Below are 20,268 nucleotides of genomic sequence, written 5' to 3' on the forward strand. Positions count from 1 at the left end.
GGCTCCGGGCGGGCTGTGGCGCATGCCTCACCGGTGTACCGGGGGCCATCCCGGAACCGATCCTGCCGGAGGTCGCGTCTAGGGGGGCGTGCAGCGTCAAGGCTCCATCGGCGGCAGCGCCGCGTTCCGCATCCGTGTGACAGGAGGTGTCCTCCTCGTCGCACATCTCGCGTTCGTCGCCTGGTTCTCGCTGCGACCGTTGGACGTGCCCTGGGTGATGCCGGCCAATCTGCGGCCGCTCGACGGCCTGCGGGCCGATCTCGCCCTGGGCTGGCCCGAGGCGGCCCGGCGGATCGGCGGGGGGCTGGCCCTGCTCGCCCCGCTGGGTGTGCTGCTGCCCATGGCGAGCGGCAGGCTGATCGTCTCGCCGCTGGCGTCCCTGCTGAACACCGTCACCGCCGGCGCCCTGTTGTCGCTGGGCATCGAACTGCTCCAGACCGGTGTGCCCGGACAGGTCGTCGACATCGACTCGCTGTTCCTGAACACCGCGGGCGTGGCCCTCGCGCACCTCGCGCTCGTCCCGGCCGGCCGCTCCTGGCTGCGCCGCCGCACCCGCGCCCGCCTGGCCCGTGCGCCCCTCCCCCCGGAGGAGCCGGCTCAGGGTCGGACCCCGACGATTCCCAGGGTCGGGATCGCCCCGTGGAGCGACGCTTTGCCCCCTTCGTCTCCGTAACGTGGAGTGCATGGGGTACTCGGAGACGAGGCCTCACACCGACGCTCACGAAGGAGTCGCACATGTCCCGCCTCGCCCGCCCCACCCACGGTCGCATGATCGGCGGAGTGTGCGCCGCGCTGGCACAGCGCTTCGGCACCTCCGTCACGACGATGCGGGTGATCTTCCTGGTCTCGTGTCTGCTGCCCGGCCCGCAGTTCCTGCTGTACATCGCGCTGGGGATCGTGCTGCCCTCGGAGGACAAGGTGCAGAACAAGGCACAGACGGCCTGGTGACCGGCCGCCCGACCGGCCGCCGAAAACAACGATGGGGCGCACCCTGTGTCCAGGGGTGCGCCCCATCGGCGTGTGTCCGCCTGGTGGGAAGGTCAGATGACCGGCAGGCCCTTGGTGGGCAGGCCCTTCGTCGGGAGCCCCTTGGTGGGCAGGCCCTTGGTGGGAAGCCCCTTGGTGGGAAGACCCTTCGTCGGCAGGCCGCCGAGCAGCTTGCCGGCCGGGCCGGTCGGGCCCTGGGCGAGCGCGCCCTTGGCGGCCGGCTGGGCGGCGGCGAGACCGGTACCGGCCAGGGTCTGCCCCTGCCCCAGCGTCTCACCCGAGCCCGGGAGCGTCTTGGAGAGCTGCTCCGCCGGGAGCGCCTTGGTGGCGGTCTCCAGCGTCTGGGCGGTGTCCGGGACGGCCGGGGCGGCGTTGGCGGCACCCGCACCGGCGGCGGCGAAGGCGACACCGAGAGCGGCGACGCCGAGGGACCTGGCAGCAGACTGCTTCATGAAAACGCGTCCTCGCAATGGAATGACGGGGTGTGTGAGCGGTCCAGTGACCGTAGACACGCGACGCCGTCCGCCGCAAACATCGAAATGCGGACGGCTTGTGAAAGCCGTCCGCATTCCTCGTGCGCCGATTACCCCCGGGTCAGCCCGCCGATTCGACAGAACCGCTGGTGGAAGCGGTCTGCCGGAACAGCCATTCGGATTTCAGCTCGGCATATCCCGGCTTGATCACGTCACTGATCATGGCCAGTCGTTCATCGAAAGGAATGAACGCTGATTTCATCGCATTGACTGAGAACCACTGCATGTCGTCGAGCGTGTAACCGAATGCGTCGACAAGGTGCTCGAATTCCCTGCTCATGCTGGTGTGAGACATGAGACGGTTGTCCGTATTGACGGTGGCACGGAAATGCAGCCGGCGCAGCAGCCCGATGGGGTGCTCCGCGTACGAGGACGCCGCCCCGGTCTGGAGGTTGGAGCTGGGGCACAGCTCCAGCGGGATGCGCTTGTCCCGGACGTACGAGGCGAGCCGCCCGAGTTCGACCCGGCCGTCCTCGTGGACCTGGATGTCGTCGATGATCCGCACGCCGTGACCCAGCCGGTCGGCGCCACACCACTGGAGGGCCTGCCAGATGGACGGCAGTCCGAAGGCCTCGCCCGCGTGGATGGTGAAGTGGTTGTTCTCGCGCTTGAGGTACTCGAAGGCGTCCAGGTGCCGGGTGGGCGGGTAGCCGGCCTCGGCGCCCGCGATGTCGAAGCCGACGACCCCCAGGTCGCGGTAGCGGTTGGCGAGTTCGGCGATCTCCAGCGCGCGGGCCGCGTGCCGCATGGCGGTGAGCAGGGCGCCGACGCGGATGCGGTGCCCGTTCTCCTTCGCGCGCCGCTCCCCTTCCCGGAAGCCCTCGTTGACGGCCTCGACGACCTCTTCGAGGCTCAGGCCGCCTTCCAGGTGCTGCTCGGGTGCGTAGCGCACCTCGGCATAGACGACGCCGTCCTCGGCGAGGTCCTCGGCGCACTCGGCGGCGACCCGCACCAGGGCGTCGCGGGTCTGCATGACGGCGACGGTGTGGGAGAACGTCTCCAAGTACCGCTCCAGGGAACCGGAGTCGGCGGCCTCCCGGAACCAGATGCCGAGCTTCTCCGGGTCGGTCTCGGGGAGCTGGGAGATGGGGGCACCTCCCACGCCTTTCGGGCTGTGGGGGACGGTGTCACGGGCGAGTTCGACGATGGTGCCGGGGCGCAGGCCGCCGTCGAGGTGGTCGTGCAGCAGAACCTTGGGCGCCCGGCGGATCTGGTCCGGTGTCGGGGTGTTCGCGATGGTCTGGCTCGTCATTTCCGCACTCTAACGCCTACGCGCGTAGATGGCGCGTTCTCGGCGCCTTTACGTTTCCGTCGATACGTAACGGTGACCCCGCGGACGGGTCGACTACACCCGCGCTTCTGACACTGTTCTGTCATGGCACACCAAGCGACGCCGGTTCGCAGGGCCCGGCTGGGCAGGACGTTCGGTCCGGAACCGACGGCGGTGAGCGGCGCGGTGCTGCTGCTCCCCGGCGGTGACGAGATCTCCGGCCGCAGACCGTCCCCCTTGCTGGCCACCGCCTCCGTACGCGGTCTGGGGCGCCGCCTGGCCCGTGCGGGCCGCGGCGAGGGCCTCGTCACGCATGTGGTGCACTACCGCTGCCGCGGCTGGAACGGCAGCGAGGCCAACCTCGCGCGCGACGCGGCCTGGGCGGCCGACGAGGTCGTACGGCGCTACGGAGACGTCCCCGTCTGCCTCGCCGGCATCGGTATGGGCGGCCGGGCCGGGCTGCGCGCCGGTGGGCACGAGGCCGTCAACTCCGTGCTGGCGCTCGCCCCTTGGCTGCCGGAGGAGGACGTGGCGGCATCACCCGAACCGGTGAAGCAGTTGGTGGGCAGGCAGGTGCTGATCGTGCACGGCACGAACGACGGGCGGACGGATCCGGAGTTGTCGTTCCGGCTGGCGGCTCGGGCGAAGAAGGCGAACCGGGAGGTGTGCCGGTTCGAAGTCCACGCGGACGGGCACGGGTTGAGCCAGTACCGGGACGAAGTGCTGGCGCTGGCCGAGGACTTCGTGATGGGGGCCTTGTTCGGGAGGGCCGTGTCCCGGCCGGTGCGGGACGCGTTCGCGGCGCCGCCGCCGCTCGGGTTGCGGATGCCGTTGGCTGTGGGGTTCAGCCCTTCGCGGCGGTAGTGCCGTTCGAGGGTCCTGTGGGTTTCGGGGCGCGGGTTGTGGATGGTTCACGCGCCCGCGCGGCCGAGCCGCAGATCGATACGGTCCCGCGCCCCCGACTAGGGCAGCAGACTGCCTCTCCTCGAGAGCAGGAACCTTTTGAAAGCTGCCACCGGCGGTGTGTCCGGGCGGCCTTCCAGCCAGGCCACGCCGATTTCGCGGACCGCCCTCGGGGCCGTCACCGTCAGTTCCACCACTCCCGGGCGAGGGACCGCCGGCGGGGGCAGGAGGGCGACTCCCAGGCCCGCCGCCACCAGGCCCCTCAGGGTTTCCGCCTCTTCGCCCTCGAAGGCGATGCGGGGCTTGAAGCCCGCCTCCTGGCACAGGTCGTCGGTGATGCGGCGCATGCCGTAGCCGGGTTCCAGGGTGACGAAGGTTTCGTCGGCCGCTTCCGCCAGGCGGACGCGGCGGCGGGTGGCCAGGGGGTGGTCGGCGGGCACGACCAGGCGGAGCTTCTGCTCGTCGAGGCGGCGGGCGACCAGGTCGGGGGCGTCGGGGACCGGGGACGTCAGACAGAGGTCGAGTTCGCCGGCGCGGAGGCGTTCGAGCATGGCCTCGCCGTAGTTCTGGACGAGGCTGAAGCGGACGCGGGGGTGGTCGGCGCGGAAGGCCTGGAGCAGGCCGGGGACGGTCTCGGCGCCCATGGTGTGCAGGAAGCCGAAGGCGACCTTGCCGGTCGCGGGGTCGGCATCGGCCCGTACCTCCTCGGCGGCCCGCTCGACCTCGGCCAGGGCCCGCTCGACGGAGGCGAGGAAGGTCCGCCCGGCCGGGGTGAGGGACACGGTGCGGCCGTGCCGGGCGAACAGGTCGACGCCGAGGTCCTGCTCCAGACGGGCCATGGACCGGGACAGGGTCGACTGGGGGACGTTCATCTCCTGGGCGGCCCGGGTGACGTGCTCGGTACGGGCGACGCCGGCGAAGTACGCGAGGCGTGGCGCCAGCAACATCACCATGTCTTCTGTGTCACTGGATGGTGACAGCCGAGCCGCTGAGCTGGATTGATGCGCCATGGGATCGATTATGGCGGTTCCATGCATTGGACGGATCAGTGGGGGCGTACGTAATTTCGAAGCATGTCTCCCGCCAGTACCGGGGCGTCCACCATCGTGGGCGCCGATGCCTCTGTCCCTGCTGTCGACTCACGTATGCGCCCGGGCGGGCCCGGCTACCGCCGGATGAGCTTCGCCCTCTTCCTCGCGGGTGTCGCGACCTTCGCGCTGCTGTACTCCACGCAGGCGCTGCTCCCGCTGATCTCCGGAGACTTCGGAGTGGCGGCGAGCGACGCGAGCTGGACCGTGGCCGCCGCGACGGGCGGTCTGGCGCTGTTCGTCCTGCCGATGAGCGCCCTGTCCGAGCGCTTCGGACGTCGTACCGTCATGACGGCCTCGCTGGCCGTGGCGGTGACCCTCGGACTGCTGGTGCCCTTCGCCCCGTCACTGGGTGTCCTGGTCGCGCTGCGGGCGCTCCAGGGTGCTGCCCTGGCCGGACTGCCGGCGTCGGCGACCGCGTACCTCGCGGAGGAGGTCACCCCCAAGGCGCTGGTCACCGCGATCGGCCTGTTCGTCGCGGGCAACAGCGTCGGCGGGATGAGCGGCCGGGTCATCACCGGCTGGGTCGCGCAGGAGTGGGGCTGGCGGGTCGCCGTCGGTGTGATCGGCGCGATCGCCGTGGCCTGCGCGGTGGCCTTCCGGGCGCTGCTCCCGGCACCGGCGAACTTCAAGGCGGGTTCGCTGCGCCCGCGGGTGCTGGCCCGTACGGTCCGTGACCATCTGTCCAACCCGCTGCTGTGCCGGCTGTACGCGATCGGCGCGCTGTTCATGACGGTGTTCGGCGGCGTGTACACGGTCATCGGCTACCGCCTCACCGAGGCCCCGTTCTCGCTGCCCCAGGGCATCATCGGCTCGATCTTCCTGGTGTACCTCGTGGGCACGGTGTCGGCGTCGACGGCGGGCCGCCTGGTCGGCCGGATGGGCCGCCGGGGCGCCCTGTACGCGGCGGGGGGTACGACGGCGGCGGGTCTGCTGGTCTCCCTGGCCGGCTCACTGCCGCTGGTCCTGCTGGGGCTGGTGCTCATCACCGGCGGCTTCTTCGCGGGTCACGCGGTGGCCTCCTCGGCGGTCAGCAAGACGGCCGCGCACGGCCGCGCGCAGGCCTCGGCCCTGTACCAGTCCGCGTACTACATCGGCTCCAGCGCGGGCAGCACGGTCGGCGCGATCGCCTTCCACTCGGGCGGCTGGGCCGGGACGGTCGGGGTCGGCCTGCTGGCCGTCCTCGGAGTCGTGACGATCACGGTCTTCGGCACGCGGGCGGCACGCGTGCAGCGGCGGCTGACCACGGCCGCCTGACCAAGCCGCCTGACCAAGCTGCCTGACCGAGGCCGCCTGAGCCCGAAGCCGAGACGACGTTCCCCCCTGGTCGAGACCGACCAGGGGGGAACGTCGTCGACCACCCGTTGCCGCTTCGAGCTGCGCTTTCCTGCGCTCGGGGGGCCGTTGTCAGTGGGCTGCGGTAGCTTCCGGAGTACTGGGCGCGATGGCGCGTGACAGACATTCCACAGGGGTGGGTGGACGATGACGAACGGCACGGCGACACCGACGGACCTGGACGCCAGACTGGAGGCACACCGCACCGAGCTGACCGGCTACTGCTACCGGATGCTCGGTTCCTCCTTCGAGGCCGAGGACGCGGTGCAGGACACGATGATCCGCGCCTGGCGCAGCTACGACAGGTTCGAGGGCCGCTCCAGCCTCCGCTCCTGGCTGTACCGCATCGCGACCAACGTGTGCCTGGACATGCTGACCGCCGGCAACAAGCGTGCCAGGCCGATGGACCTGACCGAGTCCACCCCGCTCGCCCAGGCGGCCCTGTCCCCCCGGCCGGACAACACCTGGCTGGAGCCCGTGCCGGACGCCCGTGTGCTGCCCACGACCGACGACCCGGCGGAGGCGGCGGTCGCCAAGGAGTCGGTGCGGCTCGCCTTCATGGCCGCGCTCCAGCGGCTGCCTGCCAAGCAGCGGGCCGTGCTGATCCTGCGCGAGGTGCTGGCCTGGAAGGCCGCCGAGGTCGCCGAGCTGCTGGACACCTCGGTGGCGTCGGTCAACAGCGCCCTGCAGCGGGCCCGCGCCACCCTGGCCGAGCAGCAGGAGCCGGGCGCCACCGCGGCCGTCTCCGATCCGCTGGACGAGGACCAGCAGAAGCTGCTGGACCGCTATGTGGCGGCCTTCGAGGGCTATGACATGACGGCGCTGACGGCCCTGCTGCACGAGGACGCGGTCATGACGATGCCGCCGTTCGACCTGTGGCTGACCGGCGTACGGGACATCACCGGCTTCATGACCACGCTCGGCGCGCCCTGCGCGGGGTCCCGTCTGGTGCCGGTCCAGGTCAACGGCCTGCCCGGGTTCGCCCAGTACAAGCCGGACCCGGAGGGGGGCGGCGGCTTCACGCCGTGGGCGGTCCAGGTGCTGGAGATCTCAGACGGCCGGATCACCGGGTTCCACTGCTTCCTCGACACCAAGCGCTGGTTCCCGCTCTTCGGCCTGCCCCTCCACCTCGAAGCGGAGACCGACCAGGTCGAGGAGGGCGCGTAGGGCCGGGTCGGGGCCGCGCAGCCGTATCCGGCCCCCGGCCCGGCGGGCGGCCAGCTGGAGCCGGGCCAGCAGGTCGACGGTGGCGAGGCCCGGCGGACCCAGGTCGCCGACATCGCACACCACGACCCGGGCAGGGCTGCCGTGCAGCAGTGCCCGCACCTCGTCGCTGAGCCCTCTCACCTCGTCCCGGGTGGCGGGGCCGGGCAGTACGAGCACGGGCGGTGTCATGGCGTCCACGATCGGTAGACCGCGCGTTCGGCGGTAACTCATCGCGACCGTCCGTACTGTCGGTGCTCGAAAGGATCACATTGACCGGAGGACGATCTTCCCCCGAGTGTTAGCTGCATGCTCCATGCACCTGCTCCTCCTCCCGTACTGACCGATGCGTTCCTCGCCGGTGAGGGGGCGTCGTGCAGGGGGTGCTGAGCGGGTTCGCGGTCATCGCGGTCGTCATCGGGGTCGGCTATCTGATCGGGTGCCGGGGGTATCTGGGCGACGGGGGCCGCGAGGTCCTGACCAAGCTGGCGTTCCACGTGGCGTCCCCCGCGTTGCTCTTCACGACGCTCGCCCAGGCCGACCTGTCGGTGATCTTCTCCAACCGGCTGCTGGTCACGGCGATGAGCACGGCAGCGGCGGCGGGTGTCTTCGTGGCGGTGGGTGCCGTGCGCGGGTGGGGCGTGGGCCGGACGACGATCGGCGCCCTGTGCTCCAGCTACGTCAACTCGGGGAACCTCGGCATCCCGATCGCCGTGTACGTGCTGGGCGACGCGTCGCTGGTCGCGCCGGTGCTGCTGTTCCAGCTGGTCGGGGTGACGCCGGTGGCGCTGACGGTCCTGGACCTGGCGCAGGGCGGGGACAAGCGCCCGCTGTGGCAGCGTCTGCTCACACCGCTGCGCAATCCGATAGCGCTGGGCTCCCTGGCGGGCGTGGCGGTGTCGGCGTCGGGCCTCACGCTGCCGGGTCCCTTGATGGACCCGCTGACCCTGATCGGCAACATGTCGGTCCCGGCGGTCCTGCTGGCCTTCGGCATCTCCCTGCGCGGCAGCACGCTCCCGCTGCGCGGCGCGGAACGGGCCCCGGTGCTCCTCGCCGTGGCCCTGAAGTCCGTGTTCCAGCCCCTGGTCGCCTGGGTCCTGGCGGCGGGCGTCTTCGGCCTGCACGGGGCGTTGCTGCTCGACGTGGTGGTGACGTCGGCACTCCCCGCGGCGCAGAACCTGTTCACGTACGCCAGCAGCTACCGGGTGGGCGAGGTCCTGGCGAGGGAGGCGATTCTGTTGTCGACGGTGCTGGCGGTGCCGGTGCTTGTGGTGGTGGCGGCGTTGTTGGGGTGACTCAGTTCTCGGCGAACTCGCGAGTGTAGTCACGCGTCACCGGTCCCAGCATGCCGAACGGGACCGGTGGCGGTCCACCAGTCCCGTTCACCCGTACGAGGAAACCGCAGCTCAGGCGATGCGTTCCAGCACCACCGGGGACGCCGTGAAGTCCGTGCCCGGGGCGGCGATGCCGTAGGAGCCCTCGACTGCCTGGAGGGCGTAGTCGAAGCGGTCCGGGGTGTCCGTGTGGAGGGTGAGGAGGGGCTGGCCCTCGGTCACCGTGTCGCCCGGCTTGGCATGCATCTCGACGCCCGCGCCCGCCTGGACCGGGTCCTCCTTGCGGGCGCGGCCCGCGCCGAGGCGCCAGGCGGCGACGCCGATGTCGTAGGCGTCGAGGCGGGTGAGGACGCCCGATGACGGGGCCTTGATCACGTGCTGCTCGCGCGCCACCGGCAGGACCGCGTCCGGGTCGCCGCCCTGGGCCTTGATCATGCGGCGCCAGACGTCCATCGCCGAGCCGTCGGCCAGGGCCTTCGCCGGATCGGCGTCCTTCACTCCGGCCGCGTCGAGCATTTCGCGGGCCAGGGCGATCGTCAGCTCGACGACGTCCGCGGGGCCGCCGCCCGCCAGGACCTCCACGGACTCGCGGACCTCCAGTGCGTTGCCCGCGGTGAGGCCGAGCGGGGTCGACATGTCCGTGAGGAGCGCGACCGTCTTCACGCCGTGGTCGGTGCCGAGGCCGACCATGGTGGACGCCAGTTCGCGGGCGTCCTCGATGGTCTTCATGAAGGCGCCCGTGCCCACCTTCACGTCCAGGACCAGGGAGCCCGTACCCTCCGCGATCTTCTTCGACATGATCGAGGAGGCGATCAGCGGGATCGCCTCGACCGTGCCCGTGACGTCGCGGAGTGCGTAGAGCTTCTTGTCCGCGGGGGCGAGGCCGTCGCCCGCCGCGCAGATTACCGCGCCGGTGTCGTCCAGCACCGACAGCATCTCCTCGTTCGAGAGCAGCGCGCGCCAGCCGGGGATCGACTCCAGCTTGTCGAGCGTGCCGCCGGTGTGGCCGAGGCCGCGGCCCGACAGCTGCGGGACGGCGGCGCCGCAGGCGGCGACCAGGGGGGCCAGCGGGAGCGTGATCTTGTCGCCGACGCCGCCCGTGGAGTGCTTGTCGGCCGTCGGGCGGGACAGGGACGAGAACTCCATGCGCTCGCCGGAGGCGATCATCGCGGCCGTCCAGCGGGCGATCTCACGGCGGTTCATGCCGTTGAGCAGGATGGCCATCGCGAGCGCGGACATCTGCTCGTCGGCCACCTCCCCGCGGGTGTACGCGTCGATGACCCAGTCGATCTGCTCGTCGCTGAGCTCGCCGCGATCCCGCTTGGTGCGGATGACGGAGATGGCGTCCATGGCCATGCTTGGGCTTCCTTCCGAGGGTTCCAGAAGCCGTACGGCCCCTCCTTTCCAACTCGGAGGGGCCGTACGGGATATGACTACTTGCTGAGGTGGCCGGGTCCGAAGGCCTGGGGCAGCATCCGGGACAGCGGCACGATGCCCTCCGGGGTCTCCAGCAGGAGCTCCGGGCCGCCGAACTCGTGGAGCAGCTGGCGGCAGCGGCCGCACGGGACCAGCGGGGCGCCGTCGCGGTCGACGCAGGTGAAGTGCGTCAGCCGGCCGCCGCCGGTGTTGTGCAGCTCCGACACCAGGCCGCACTCGGCGCACAGGCCCAGTCCGTACGAGGCGTTCTCGACGTTGCAGCCGGAGATGATCCGCCCGTCGTCGACCAGGGCGGCCACGCCGACCGGGTAGCCGGAGTACGGGGCGTACGCCCGGGACATGGCGTCCCGGGCCACCGCGCGCAGCTGCTCCCAGTCGACGGCCGGGCCGTCGGCGGTCACTTGCCCTGCCCCTTCCGGTACGGCAGTCCGTTCGCCTTCGGCATGCGCAGCCGCTGGGCGGAGAGCGCCAGGACGACGAGGGTGATGACGTACGGCGTGGCGGAGACGACCTGGTTCGGGACCTCGTCGGTGGTCGCGTACCAGGCGAACACCAGGGCGCCGACGACCAGGGTGATCACGGCCTGGAGGTACTTCTTGCGCACCACCAGCCAGATCGCGCCGATGAGCAGCAGGAGCGCGCCGAGCAGCAGCAGGGCGTGCACGTTGGCGGAGCCGCCGCGCAGGTTGAGGCTGTCGGTGTAGCCGAACAGGCCCGCGCCGAGGGCGAGTCCGCCCGGCATCCAGTTGCCGAAGATCATCGCGGCGAGGCCGATGTAGCCGCGGCCGCTGACCTGGCCCTCCAGGTAGAACGGGTTGGCGACGATGGAGAGGAAGACACCGCCGAGGCCGGCCAGCCCGCCGGAGATGATCACGGCGATGTACTTGTACTTGTAGACGTTGACGCCGAGGGACTCGGCGGCGACCGGGTTCTCGCCGCAGGAGCGCAGCCGCAGGCCGAACGCGGTGCGCCAGAGGATCCACCAGGTGGCGGGGATCAGCGCGACGGCGATCAGGGTCAGCCAGGAGACGTTGGTGACCAGGCCGCCCAGCAGACCGGCGACGTCGGAGATCAGGAACCAGCCCTTGGCGTTGAGGTCCGTGAGCGCGTCGGACAGGCCCGGCACCGTGAAGTGGCCGAGCGAGTCCACCGCCGGGGACTGCTTGGCCGAGCCGCCCGTGTGGCCCTCGAAGGCGAGGGGCGCGAGGTAGCGGGTGGCGCCGAGGGCGAGGATGTTGAGGGCCACACCGGAGACGATGTGGTTGACGTTGAAGGTGACGGTGACGAAGGCGTGCAGCAGGCCGCCGATCGCGCCGCCCACGATGCCGACCAGGACACCGGTCCACGGGCCCCACTGGAATCCGGCCCAGGCGCCGAACCAGGTGCCGAGGATCATCATGCCCTCGAGGCCGATGTTGACCACGCCCGCCCGCTCGGCCCACAGGCCGCCGAGACCGGCGAGGCCGATCGGCACGGCGAGCTGGAGCGCGGTGGACATCTGGCTGACGTTGGTGATGCCGTCGGCGCCGGTGACGAGGCGGACGATCGAGGTGAGCGCCAGGCCTCCGGCGATGATCAGCAGCAGGACGGGCCACGACAGTCGGCGGCCGGTGGGCGCCGCGGGCTGCAGCGTGGGCTGGTTGACGTCGGTCGCCGAGATGGCGGTGGTCATCGGCCAGCCACCTCCTTCACGGTGTTGGTGTGGGCGCCGAGGGCGAGACCGGCGGCCAGTTCGGCGCCGACCCGGCGCTGCTGGCGGCGCAGCCCCCACTCGCGGACGGCCTCGTAGGAGACGACGACCGAGAGCACGATCAGGCCCTGCATGATGACCGCGATCTCCTTGTCGTAGCCGTGGAAGTCCAGTTCGGGCGAGGCCTTGTCGAGCCAGGCCCACAGCAGGGCCGCGAAGGCGATGCCCACGGGGCTGTTGCGGCCGAGCAGGGCGATGCCGATGCCGAGGAAGCCGATGCCGGTGGGGAAGTTCAGGCTGTAGGTGTGGGTGTCGCCGAGCAGGATCGGCAGGCCGGCCAGGCCCGCGAGGCCGCCGGAGAGCAGCATGGCGGTCAGCACCATGCGCTTGGGGTCGACGCCGCTGGCCGCGGCGGCGGTCGTCGAGGCGCCGGAGGCGCGCAGGTCGAAGCCGAAGCGGGTGCGGTTGAGGACGACCCAGTAGCCGATGCCGAGCAGGACGGCGAGCAGCACCAGGCCGTAGATCTCGCCGGCCGCGCCCATGCTGATGCCGGGGATCCAGCCGGACTCGTGCATCTCGCCCGTGGTGTTGTTGTTGCCGACCTTGACGCCGAAGACGTCCGGCAGCCACAGGTAGGCGATCACGGAGGTGGCGATCGCGTTGAGCATGATCGTGGCGACGACCTCGCTGACGCCGCGGGTGACCTTGAGGACACCGGCGATGCCGGACCAGAAGGCGCCGGTGAGGACGGCGGTCACGAGCAGCAGCGGGATCTGGAGGACGGCCGGCAGGTTGGCGTGGGCGCCGACGACGGCGGCCATCATGGCGGCGAGCTGGTACTGGCCGTCGACACCGATGTTGAACAGGTTCATCCGGAAGCCGATGGCCACCGCGAGCGCCGCGATGTAGTACATCGAGGCCTGGTTGATGACCAGCACCTGGATGTCCGAGAAGCCGATCTGCTCGAACATCACGGTGAACGGCTCGACGGGGTTCTTGCCCGACGCGACCAGCACGATCGCACTCAGCACGAAGGCCACGGCCAGCGCGATGACCGGTCCGGCCACCGCGAGGAGCACGCGCTCCTTGTCGAACTTCTTCATCAGCGGGCCTCGTCTTCCGGAGACTCGGGGGCGTCGGCCTTCGAGATCTCGGGGGTCTCGTCGTGCTCGAGGTGCCCGGTGGCGGCGCCGGTCATGGCCGAGCCGAGCTCCTCGGGGGTGATGGTGGCCGGGTCGGCGTCCGCGACCAGCCTGCCGTTGTAGATGACGCGCAGGGTGTCGGACAGGCCGATCAGCTCGTCCAGGTCGGCGGAGATCAGCAGCACGGCCAGGCCCTCGCGGCGGGCCTCGCGGATGAGGTCCCAGATGGCGGACTGGGCGCCGACGTCCACGCCCCGGGTGGGGTGTGCGGCGATCAGGAAGCGCGGCTTGTGGCTCATCTCACGGCCGACGATCAGCTTCTGCTGGTTGCCGCCGGAGAGGGAGGCGGCGGTGACGTCGATGCCGGGGGTGCGCACGTCGTAGGCCTCGACGATGCGGCGGGTGTCCTCCTGGGCCGCCTTCGGGTCCAGCCAGACGCCCTTGGCGAGGGGCTTCTCGGTGACGTGGCCGAGGATGCGGTTCTCCCAGAGGGGGGCCTCCAGGAGGAGGCCGTGGCGGTGCCGGTCCTCGGGGATGTAGCCGATGCCCTGCTCACGGCGCCTGCGGGTGGGCCAGGCGGTGATCTCCTCGCCGGCGAGGGCGATGGTGCCGGAGTCGGCGTGCTTGAGGCCGATGAGGGCGTCGACCAGTTCGGTCTGGCCGTTGCCCTCGACGCCGGCGATGCCGAGGACCTCGCCCGCGTGGATGGTGAAGCTGATGTCGTCGAGGAGGGCCTTGCCGCCGGGGGCCGCGAGGCGGAGCTTGTCGACGGTGATGACCGGGCGGTCGGTCACGGTGGACTCGGCCGTCTCGGGGGTGGGGAGTTCGCTGCCGACCATCATCTCGGCGAGCTGGCGCGGGGTGGTCTCGGCGGGGACGGCCGTGCCGACGGTGGTGCCGCGGCGGATGACGGTGATCTCGTCGGCGACGGACAGCACTTCGCCGAGTTTGTGGGAGATGAAGATGACCGACAGGCCCTCGGACCTCAGTTCGCGCAGGTTGGCGAAGAGGGCGTCGACCTCCTGCGGCACGAGCACGGCGGTCGGCTCGTCGAGGATGAGGGTGGTGGCGCCGCGGTAGAGGACCTTGAGGATCTCCACGCGCTGGCGGGCGGCGACGCCGAGCTCCTCGACCAGGAGGTCGGGCTCGACACCGAGACCGTAACGCTCGGAGAGCTCCTTTATCTTGCGGCGGGCCTTGGCGCCGATGCCGTACAGCTTCTCGCTGCCGAGCACCACGTTCTCCAGGACCGTGAGGTTGTCGGCGAGCATGAAGTGCTGGTGGACCATGCCGATGCCGCGGGCGATGGCGTCGGCGGGCGAGGAGAAGCTCACCTGCTCGCCATCGACGGCGATGGTGCCCTCGTCCGGCTTCTGCATGCCGTAGAGGATCTTCATCAGGGTCGACTTGCCGGCGCCGTTCTCGCCGACGAGGGCGTGGACGGTGCCCTTGCGGACGCTGAGGTGGATGTCGTGGTTGGCCACGACGCCGGGGAAACGCTTGGTGATCCCGGCGAGTTCGACGGCGGTCACCGATGTGTCGACCGCCGCTCCGGCCGGAGGGCTGCTGGACGCGTTGATAACGCACTCTCCTGGGGACGGGGGTCGTCTACGCGCGTAGCGCCCCTACGGCATGCAAAGGGGTCGGCGCCCCGCGAGAACGGGGCACGAGGAGCAGCCTCCCCGCACCCCGCCCCGCGGACGCAACCCCGGGGTTACCACCTGCTTCAGGCAGTAGCTCGTCAGCTGCTCTTGACCTTGATCTCGCCGCTGATGATCTTCTCCTTGGCCGTCTTGATGGCTTCCTGGAGCTCGGCGTTGTCCGCGAACTTCGGGTTGGAGTTCGACAGGCTCACCTCGCCGGTCTTCAGATCGCCACGAACGATACCGGTCTCCGGCTTGCCGTCCTTCACGGACTTCGCAAGGCTGTAGACGGCCTGGGCGACGTCCTTCATCGCGGAGGTGAGGATCGAGTCCTTGTACTTCGCGAGGGCTTCCTGCTGGTACTGGTCGGAGTCGACGCCGATCGCCCACACCTTCTTGGCGGCGGCGGCCTCGATGACGCCCTGGCCGGACAGACCGGCGGCCGCGTAGACGACGTCGGCCTTCTTCTCGATCTGGCCCTCGGCGGCCGTCTTGCCCTTGTCGGGGCTGGCGAAGCCGCCCTCCTCGGCGGTCTGCGTCAGGTACTGGGAGAGGACCTTGACCTTCGGTTCGGTGTCCTTGACGCCCTGCGCGAAGCCCGCCTGGAACTTGTGGATCAGCGGGATGTCCACGCCGCCGACGAAGCCGACGACCTTCGACTTGGTGCTCTTGGCGGCGGCGACACCGGCCAGGTAGGAGGCCTGCTCCTCGTTGAAGACCAGGTCGGCCACGTTCTTGGTGTTGATCGTGGCGTCGTCGACGATGCCGAACGTGGTGTCCGGGAACTTCTCCGCGGCGCCCTTGACGGCCGAGGCGTAGGCGTAGCCGACGCCGACCACCGGGTTGTAGCCCTGCTTGGCCAGCGAGACCAGGCGCTGCTCCTTGTCGGCGTCCGTCTCGCCCTCGGTGGGCTCCAGGTCGGCGGTCTTGTAGCCGAACTCCTTCTGCGCCTTCTCCAGACCCGCGTAGGCGGCGTCGTTGAAGGACTGGTCGCCCTTGCCGCCGACGTCGTACGCGATGGCGAGGCCCTTGTCCCCCTTCGATTCGGACGACCCGGAGGTCGAGGTGTTACCACAGGCGGAGAGGGCGAGAGCCAGGGAAGCGGTCGCTGCGCCTGCGACCGTGATCCGGGAAATCCGGCGCATGTGTGAGTGCTCCTGTCGTACAAGCGCCGGATGGACAGCTGGACAGCTTCGGCGCTGGTTTCGCCGCAGATTAACGCGCGTAGACCTGCCTGAAAACCCCTTCTGTCCACCTTGTTATGCGCCCGTGCCCAAGCCAGTACCGCGTCCCGGCCGGGGTGTTGCCGACCGCAAACAGGGGGTGGCGCTGGGTGATCCGGGCCCCGGGAAGCGCGAGACGGGCGGGCACCGTGGGTGCCCGCCCGTCTCACCTGCTGTGCGACCGCTGCCGCTACTCGGTCTTGACCTTGATGGAGCCGTCGGTGATGCCTTCCTTGGCCTTCTTCACGGCGTCCGCGAGGCCCGGGATCTTGGCGTACTCCGGGTTCGACTCGGAGAGGCCGACGCCGTTGACCTTGAGGTCGAAGGTCTGGGTGCCGGTCAGCGGCTTGCCGTCGTGGACCGACTTGGAGAGCGCGTAGACGGCGCCTCCGACGTCCTTGAGGGCGCTGGTGAGGATGGAGTTCTTGTACTTCGCGAGGGCGGCCTGCTTGTACTGGTCGGAGTCGACGCCGATCGCCCAGACCTTCGCCTTGGCGGCGGCCTCGATGACGCCCTGGCCGGACAGACCGGCGGCCGCGTAGACCACGTCGGCCTTCTTCTCGATCTGACCCTCGGCGGCGGCCTTGCCCTTGTCGGGGCTGGCGAAGCCGCCCTCCTCGGCGGTCTGCGTCAGATACTGCGACACGACCTTGACCTTGGGGTCGGTGTCCTGGACGCCCTGCTTGTAGCCGGCCTCGAACTTGTGGATCAGCGGGATGTCCACGCCGCCGACGAAGCCGACGACCTTCGACTTGGTGCTCTTGGCGGCGGCGACACCGGCCAGGTACGAGGCCTGCTCCTCGGCGAAGACGAGGGAGGCGACGTTCTTGCTCTCGACCACGAAGTCCACGATGCCGAAGCTGGTCTTCGGGTACTTGGCGGCGACGGCCTTCATCGCCGGACCGTAGGCGTAGCCGATGCCTATGACGGGGTTGTACCCCTGCTTGGCCAGGGAGGCCAGGCGCTGCTCCTTGTCGGCGTCGGTCTCGCCCTCGGTGGGCTCGATGTCCTTGGTGTCGTAGCCGTACTCGTCCTTGGCCTTCGTCAGACCGGCGTAGGCGGCGTCGTTGAAGGACTGGTCGCCCTTGCCGCCGACGTCGTACGCGATGGCCACGCCGCGGTCGCTCTTGTCGCCGCTGTCGCCACTCTCACCGCTGGTGCTGCCACAGGCCGTGGCGACGAGCCCCAGCGACGCGACCCCCACCGCGACACGGGTCAGTTTGGAAATCCGACGCATCTGAAGTTCCCCATTCTCCAAAGACCCGCAGTGGGTGCTCGGTGCGGCGCACATTAACGCGCGTAGAACCCCTTGGGAACGGGTCACAGGAGTGCCGTTATCCATTCGTGCCGATGGTTGGTTACGCCGGTGTGAACGACGGGCTCGAACGGGGGCGAAGGGGGGTGGTCGGGGCGGGGGCGTCCCGGTTTTGCGGGGAGCGGAGGGGGCGGGGAAAGGACGCCTTTGCGGGAGGACGGGGGGCGGGGGGCGGAGTCAGGAGTTTTGGCCGGGAGCCGGGAGCCGGGGCCAGGGCCGGGGGTAGGCCGGAGCCGGGGGCTCGGAGCCGTGGTCCGGGCGGGGTGGATCCGGGGGGCGGAGCCGGGGTCCGGGCCCGGACCGCGGCGGGGGCGGGAAGCCGGAGCCGCGGGGGCCCGGGCTGAGGGCGGGGGCCGGGACCGGGGCCCGGCGCCGAGAGCCGCGAGCCGCGAGCCGCAGTCGAGGCCAGGGCGGAGGCCGGAGCCGGGGCCTGGGGCAGGGCCCGGAGACTGGGTCTCGGCTCGGACCGGGGCGGGACCCGAGGCCGGAGGCCCGAGGAGCCGGGCCGGGGCCGGGAGCCGAAACACGCGAGCCGCAGTCGCGGCCCAGGGGGCCGGAACCAGGGACTGGGGCAGGGGCCGGAGCCGGGCCGAGGCCCGGACCGGAGGCGGGGGCCGGGCCGGAGCCGGGAGTGGCAGTCGAGGCCCGGGCCGGGGTTGGGGCCTGGAACCGTGGCCGGGGGCCAGGACCGGAGCCGGCGGAAGGGGACCGTGGCCGGGGTCCTGGACGGGAGGCGGGGGGGGGCGTTCTAGCGGAGGCCGTTGACCAGGGCTGCGGCTGTGAAGAGTTCTACTCCTACCGAGATCGCGGACTCGTCCACGTCGAAGTCGCCCTGGTGGAGGTCGCGGACGTGGAGTTCGCCCGGGGTGCGCACGCCCAGGCGGGCCATGGCGCCGGGGACGTGTTCCAGGTACCAGGAGAAGTCCTCGCCGCCGAGGCTCTGCTCGGTGCCCACCACGGAGTCGACGCCGCGCCGGGCGATCATGGCGTCCCGCAGGAGCTCGGTCACGCCGGGCTCGTTGACGACCGGCGGGACTCCCCGCACGTAGTTGATCTCCGACTTGGCGCGGTAGAGGTTGGCGATCTCGTCGATCGCGCCGACCACGACGTCGGGCGCCTGCCGCCACGCCTCGATGTCGAGGCACCGCACGGTGCCGGAGAGTTCGGCGTGCTGCGGGATCACGTTGGGCGCGTGGCCCGACTCGACGCGGCCCCAGGTGATGGCGAGTCCGCTCCGGCTGTCGAAGCGGCGGCCGACCAGGGCGGGTACGTCGGTGACGACACGGGCGGCCGCGGTGACCAGGTCGGTCGTCAGGTGGGGGCGTGCCGTGTGGCCGCCCGGGCCGTTCAGGGCGATCTCCAGCCGGTCGCACGCGGAGGTGATGGGCCCCTCACGGAGCCCGATCTGCCCCGCGTCCACCCGGGGGTCGCAGTGCACGGCGATGATCGCGCCGACCCCTTCCAGCGCCCCGCCCTTGATGGCGTCGGCGGCGCCGCCCGGCAGCACCTCCTCGGCGGGCTGGAAGATCAGCCGGACGGGGCGGGGCAGCAGGCCCTGCTTGTGCAGTTCGGCGAGGACGAGGCCGGCGCCGAGGACGACCGTGGTGTGCACGTCGTGGCCGCAGGCGTGCGCGCGGTCGGGCACGGTCGAGCGGTACGGGCAGTCGGCCTTGGTGTCGGGGATGGGCAGGCCGTCGATGTCGGCCCGCAGCGCGAGCATGCTGGGACCCCCGTCCCACTGCTCACCCGCTACGCCGATGTCACAGACGAGTCCGGTCCCGACGGGGAGTACGCGGGGCTTGAGGCCCGCCCTCTCCAGCCGCTCCTTGATCGCGGCTGTGGTACGGAACTCCTGGTTGCCCAGCTCCGGGTGCATGTGCATGTCGCGTCGGAACGCGATCAGCTCGGCCCGCAGAGCGTCGGGCAGCGCACCGGGAAGCACGGCTCCCCCGGGAAGATCGACCTCGGACTCCAGTGACATCAATTGCTTCACCCTCTGAAGGGTAGGGCGCCAGGGCGGTCAGCTGACCCTCGATCAACAAAACTTCAACCCGTTAGGGGAAGAGAATATGACCGCCGGGCGCATAGCTATCAACTGAGATGGGTAAGCTGCCTGCCTTTTGGGCCGCGCTGGTCACCACACCCCCCGGAGTGTGACATCGGCCACACCTCAGTCATCGCTCCGGTATTCATCCATCCTCCTCCACGGATACCACGCCCCGCGCGGGGAAACGCGGGGTTGTCCGCCTGCCGGGCGCGCGCCACCGATAGTGTGCGCGCGTGCGCGCCGACTCCCCCGAGTTCCTTCACGCAACCCAGGCCTCGTACGACGCCATCGCCGAGGCCTACGCCGCCGAGTTCCCCGACAGTCTGGCGGGCAGACCTCTGGAGCGGGCCCTTCTCACGGCCTTCGTGGATCTGGTCCGGGCCGCCGGGGCGCCGAAGCAGGCCCCGGTCGCCGACATCGGCAGCGGCCCCGGGCATGTGGCCGCGCGGCTGCACGCGTTCGGGCTGCCGGTGTTCGGGGTGGACGTCTCTCCCCGCATGGTGGCCCTGGCCCGCCGGGAGCACCCGGAGCTGCGGTTCCACGTCGGGTCGATGACGGCCCTGGACCTGCCGGACGAGACGCTCGGCGGCATCGTCGCGCTCTATTCGATCATCCATGTGCCGGACGACCAGCTGCCCGCGGTCTTCGCCGAGTTCCACCGAGTGCTGGTGCCGGGCGCGCCCGTGCTGCTGGGCTTCCAGTCCGGTGACGAGGACGGTCATGAGCGGCTCACGGAGCGCTTCGGGCAGGAGATCTCGCTCGACTACTACTGGCGCACCCCGGACACCGTCGCGTCCCACTTCACGCGGGCCGGACTGGAGCTGCACGCCTGTGTGCTGCGCGAGGCCGTGGACGGGGAGAAGCGTCCTCGCACCTTCCTGCTGGCCCGCAGGCCGGCCGTGGTCGCCGGATCGGACGGGCGCTAGCCCGCGGCCACCACGCCCGCGGCACCCGCCGGGCCGGCCATGCTCGCCGTACCGGCGGACCCGGGCGTACCGGCCGACCCTGCCCCTGGCGTACCGGCTGACCCTGGCGAACCAGCCGGCCCTGCCCCTGACGTACCAGCTGACCCTGGCGAACCGGCCGACCCTGGCGAACTGGCCGACCCTGGCGAACTG

At 70.8% G+C, this 20,268-nt stretch carries 19 protein-coding genes; 7 read left to right on the forward strand and 12 right to left on the reverse strand.

Translation table 11 applies throughout. From position 1 onward, the window contains the following. Nucleotides 1-88 precede the first annotated feature (88 nt). Nucleotides 89-673, forward strand: a complete 585-nt coding sequence (locus ABEA82_RS07430; protein WP_345660576.1) for a VanZ family protein — start codon at nt 89-91, stop codon at nt 671-673. Nucleotides 674-735: 62 nt separating this feature from the next. Then, complete coding sequence (locus ABEA82_RS07435) at nt 736-948, forward strand: PspC domain-containing protein (RefSeq protein WP_345660577.1); 213 nt, start codon at nt 736-738, stop codon at nt 946-948. A 92-nt stretch (nt 949-1,040) separates the two neighbouring features. Here ABEA82_RS07435 and ABEA82_RS07440 read toward each other — a convergent pair whose 3' ends face one another. Together ABEA82_RS07440 and ABEA82_RS07445 are read right to left on the reverse strand one after the other, a co-directional pair. Next, a complete protein-coding gene (locus ABEA82_RS07440; protein ID WP_345660578.1) occupies nt 1,041-1,439 on the reverse strand; it encodes a hypothetical protein in 399 nt (132 codons plus the stop codon). Between the two features lie 142 nt (nt 1,440-1,581). Continuing rightward, on the reverse strand, nt 1,582-2,772 hold the full coding sequence (locus ABEA82_RS07445; protein ID WP_345660579.1) for an adenosine deaminase: 1,191 nt from the start codon (nt 2,770-2,772) through the stop codon (nt 1,582-1,584). A gap of 123 nt (nt 2,773-2,895) precedes the next feature. Here ABEA82_RS07445 and ABEA82_RS07450 point away from each other — a divergent pair, with 123 nt between their 5' ends. Beyond that, entirely contained in the window at nt 2,896-3,654 is a 759-nt protein-coding gene (locus tag ABEA82_RS07450; RefSeq protein WP_345660580.1) for an alpha/beta hydrolase, read from the forward strand. A gap of 98 nt (nt 3,655-3,752) precedes the next feature. Here ABEA82_RS07450 and ABEA82_RS07455 read toward each other — a convergent pair whose 3' ends face one another. Then, nucleotides 3,753-4,703 carry a LysR family transcriptional regulator gene (locus ABEA82_RS07455; protein ID WP_345660581.1) on the reverse strand — a complete coding sequence of 317 codons (951 nt, stop codon included), beginning with the start codon at nt 4,701-4,703 and terminating at the stop codon, nt 3,753-3,755. 63 nt (nt 4,704-4,766) lie between these two features. Here ABEA82_RS07455 and ABEA82_RS07460 point away from each other — a divergent pair, with 63 nt between their 5' ends. Together ABEA82_RS07460 and ABEA82_RS07465 are read left to right on the forward strand one after the other, a co-directional pair. Then, nucleotides 4,767-6,038: an MFS transporter gene (locus ABEA82_RS07460; protein WP_345660582.1), complete on the forward strand. Its 1,272-nt coding sequence runs from the start codon at nt 4,767-4,769 to the stop codon at nt 6,036-6,038. A gap of 225 nt (nt 6,039-6,263) precedes the next feature. Next, nucleotides 6,264-7,283, forward strand: a complete 1,020-nt coding sequence (locus ABEA82_RS07465; RefSeq protein ID WP_345660583.1) for a sigma-70 family RNA polymerase sigma factor — start codon at nt 6,264-6,266, stop codon at nt 7,281-7,283. Here ABEA82_RS07465 and ABEA82_RS07470 read toward each other — a convergent pair. Beyond that, complete coding sequence (locus tag ABEA82_RS07470; RefSeq protein WP_345660584.1) at nt 7,167-7,553, reverse strand: STAS domain-containing protein; 387 nt, start codon at nt 7,551-7,553, stop codon at nt 7,167-7,169. The genes ABEA82_RS07465 and ABEA82_RS07470 overlap by 117 nt on opposite strands. Before the next feature lie 140 nt (nt 7,554-7,693). On the opposite strand from ABEA82_RS07470, the gene ABEA82_RS07475 reads away from it, so the two are divergent. Next, nucleotides 7,694-8,614: an AEC family transporter gene (locus ABEA82_RS07475; protein WP_345660585.1), complete on the forward strand. Its 921-nt coding sequence runs from the start codon at nt 7,694-7,696 to the stop codon at nt 8,612-8,614. A 111-nt stretch (nt 8,615-8,725) separates the two neighbouring features. Here the strand turns inward: ABEA82_RS07475 and ABEA82_RS07480 are convergent, their stop codons facing one another. From ABEA82_RS07480 to ABEA82_RS07515, 8 genes are all read right to left on the reverse strand, one after another. Continuing rightward, nucleotides 8,726-10,003: a thymidine phosphorylase gene (locus tag ABEA82_RS07480; RefSeq protein WP_345660995.1), complete on the reverse strand. Its 1,278-nt coding sequence runs from the start codon at nt 10,001-10,003 to the stop codon at nt 8,726-8,728. A gap of 83 nt (nt 10,004-10,086) precedes the next feature. Next, nucleotides 10,087-10,491, reverse strand: coding sequence for a cytidine deaminase (locus tag ABEA82_RS07485; protein ID WP_345660586.1), 405 nt, complete (start codon nt 10,489-10,491; stop codon nt 10,087-10,089). After that, complete coding sequence (locus ABEA82_RS07490; RefSeq protein WP_345660587.1) at nt 10,488-11,762, reverse strand: ABC transporter permease; 1,275 nt, start codon at nt 11,760-11,762, stop codon at nt 10,488-10,490. Before ABEA82_RS07490 ends, ABEA82_RS07485 begins: the two co-directional genes overlap by 4 nt. Further along, nucleotides 11,759-12,883, reverse strand: coding sequence for an ABC transporter permease (locus ABEA82_RS07495; protein WP_345660589.1), 1,125 nt, complete (start codon nt 12,881-12,883; stop codon nt 11,759-11,761). The genes ABEA82_RS07490 and ABEA82_RS07495 overlap by 4 nt, the downstream gene beginning before the upstream one ends. Next, nucleotides 12,883-14,454, reverse strand: coding sequence for an ABC transporter ATP-binding protein (locus ABEA82_RS07500; protein ID WP_345660590.1), 1,572 nt, complete (start codon nt 14,452-14,454; stop codon nt 12,883-12,885). The genes ABEA82_RS07495 and ABEA82_RS07500 overlap by 1 nt, the downstream gene beginning before the upstream one ends. Before the next feature lie 209 nt (nt 14,455-14,663). Beyond that, nucleotides 14,664-15,710, reverse strand: a complete 1,047-nt coding sequence (locus tag ABEA82_RS07505; protein WP_345660591.1) for a BMP family lipoprotein — start codon at nt 15,708-15,710, stop codon at nt 14,664-14,666. 268 nt (nt 15,711-15,978) lie between these two features. Continuing rightward, complete coding sequence (locus ABEA82_RS07510; protein WP_345660593.1) at nt 15,979-17,025, reverse strand: BMP family lipoprotein; 1,047 nt, start codon at nt 17,023-17,025, stop codon at nt 15,979-15,981. An 826-nt stretch (nt 17,026-17,851) separates the two neighbouring features. Then, nucleotides 17,852-19,084 carry a M20 family metallopeptidase gene (locus ABEA82_RS07515; RefSeq protein ID WP_345660996.1) on the reverse strand — a complete coding sequence of 411 codons (1,233 nt, stop codon included), beginning with the start codon at nt 19,082-19,084 and terminating at the stop codon, nt 17,852-17,854. A 299-nt stretch (nt 19,085-19,383) separates the two neighbouring features. On the opposite strand from ABEA82_RS07515, the gene ABEA82_RS07520 reads away from it, so the two are divergent. Beyond that, nucleotides 19,384-20,076 (forward strand): class I SAM-dependent DNA methyltransferase, encoded by a 693-nt coding sequence (locus ABEA82_RS07520; RefSeq protein WP_345660594.1) that lies wholly within the window; start codon nt 19,384-19,386, stop codon nt 20,074-20,076. The last annotated feature ends 192 nt before the right edge of the window (nt 20,077-20,268 follow it).

The organism is Streptomyces venetus, from assembly GCF_039540295.1.
GTDB classification, from domain to species: Bacteria; Actinomycetota; Actinomycetes; order Streptomycetales; family Streptomycetaceae; genus Streptomyces; species Streptomyces venetus.

Bases quoted from the DNA above. Each gene is read 5' to 3' on its own strand.
- ABEA82_RS07435 (WP_345660577.1), top strand. From the start codon at position 736: ATGTCCCGCCTCGCCCGCCCCACCCACGGTCGCATGATCGGCGGAGTG.
- ABEA82_RS07440 (WP_345660578.1), bottom strand. From the start codon at position 1,439: ATGAAGCAGTCTGCTGCCAGGTCCCTCGGCGTCGCCGCTCTCGGTGTC.
- ABEA82_RS07445 (WP_345660579.1), bottom strand. From the start codon at position 2,772: ATGACGAGCCAGACCATCGCGAACACCCCGACACCGGACCAGATCCGC.
- ABEA82_RS07450 (WP_345660580.1), top strand. From the start codon at position 2,896: ATGGCACACCAAGCGACGCCGGTTCGCAGGGCCCGGCTGGGCAGGACG.
- ABEA82_RS07455 (WP_345660581.1), bottom strand. From the start codon at position 4,703: ATGGCGCATCAATCCAGCTCAGCGGCTCGGCTGTCACCATCCAGTGAC.
- ABEA82_RS07460 (WP_345660582.1), top strand. From the start codon at position 4,767: ATGTCTCCCGCCAGTACCGGGGCGTCCACCATCGTGGGCGCCGATGCC.
- ABEA82_RS07465 (WP_345660583.1), top strand. From the start codon at position 6,264: ATGACGAACGGCACGGCGACACCGACGGACCTGGACGCCAGACTGGAG.
- ABEA82_RS07470 (WP_345660584.1), bottom strand. From the start codon at position 7,553: ATGAGTTACCGCCGAACGCGCGGTCTACCGATCGTGGACGCCATGACA.
- ABEA82_RS07480 (WP_345660995.1), bottom strand. From the start codon at position 10,003: ATGGACGCCATCTCCGTCATCCGCACCAAGCGGGATCGCGGCGAGCTC.
- ABEA82_RS07490 (WP_345660587.1), bottom strand. From the start codon at position 11,762: ATGACCACCGCCATCTCGGCGACCGACGTCAACCAGCCCACGCTGCAG.
- ABEA82_RS07495 (WP_345660589.1), bottom strand. From the start codon at position 12,883: ATGAAGAAGTTCGACAAGGAGCGCGTGCTCCTCGCGGTGGCCGGACCG.
- ABEA82_RS07505 (WP_345660591.1), bottom strand. From the start codon at position 15,710: ATGCGCCGGATTTCCCGGATCACGGTCGCAGGCGCAGCGACCGCTTCC.
- ABEA82_RS07510 (WP_345660593.1), bottom strand. From the start codon at position 17,025: ATGCGTCGGATTTCCAAACTGACCCGTGTCGCGGTGGGGGTCGCGTCG.
- ABEA82_RS07515 (WP_345660996.1), bottom strand. From the start codon at position 19,084: ATGTCACTGGAGTCCGAGGTCGATCTTCCCGGGGGAGCCGTGCTTCCC.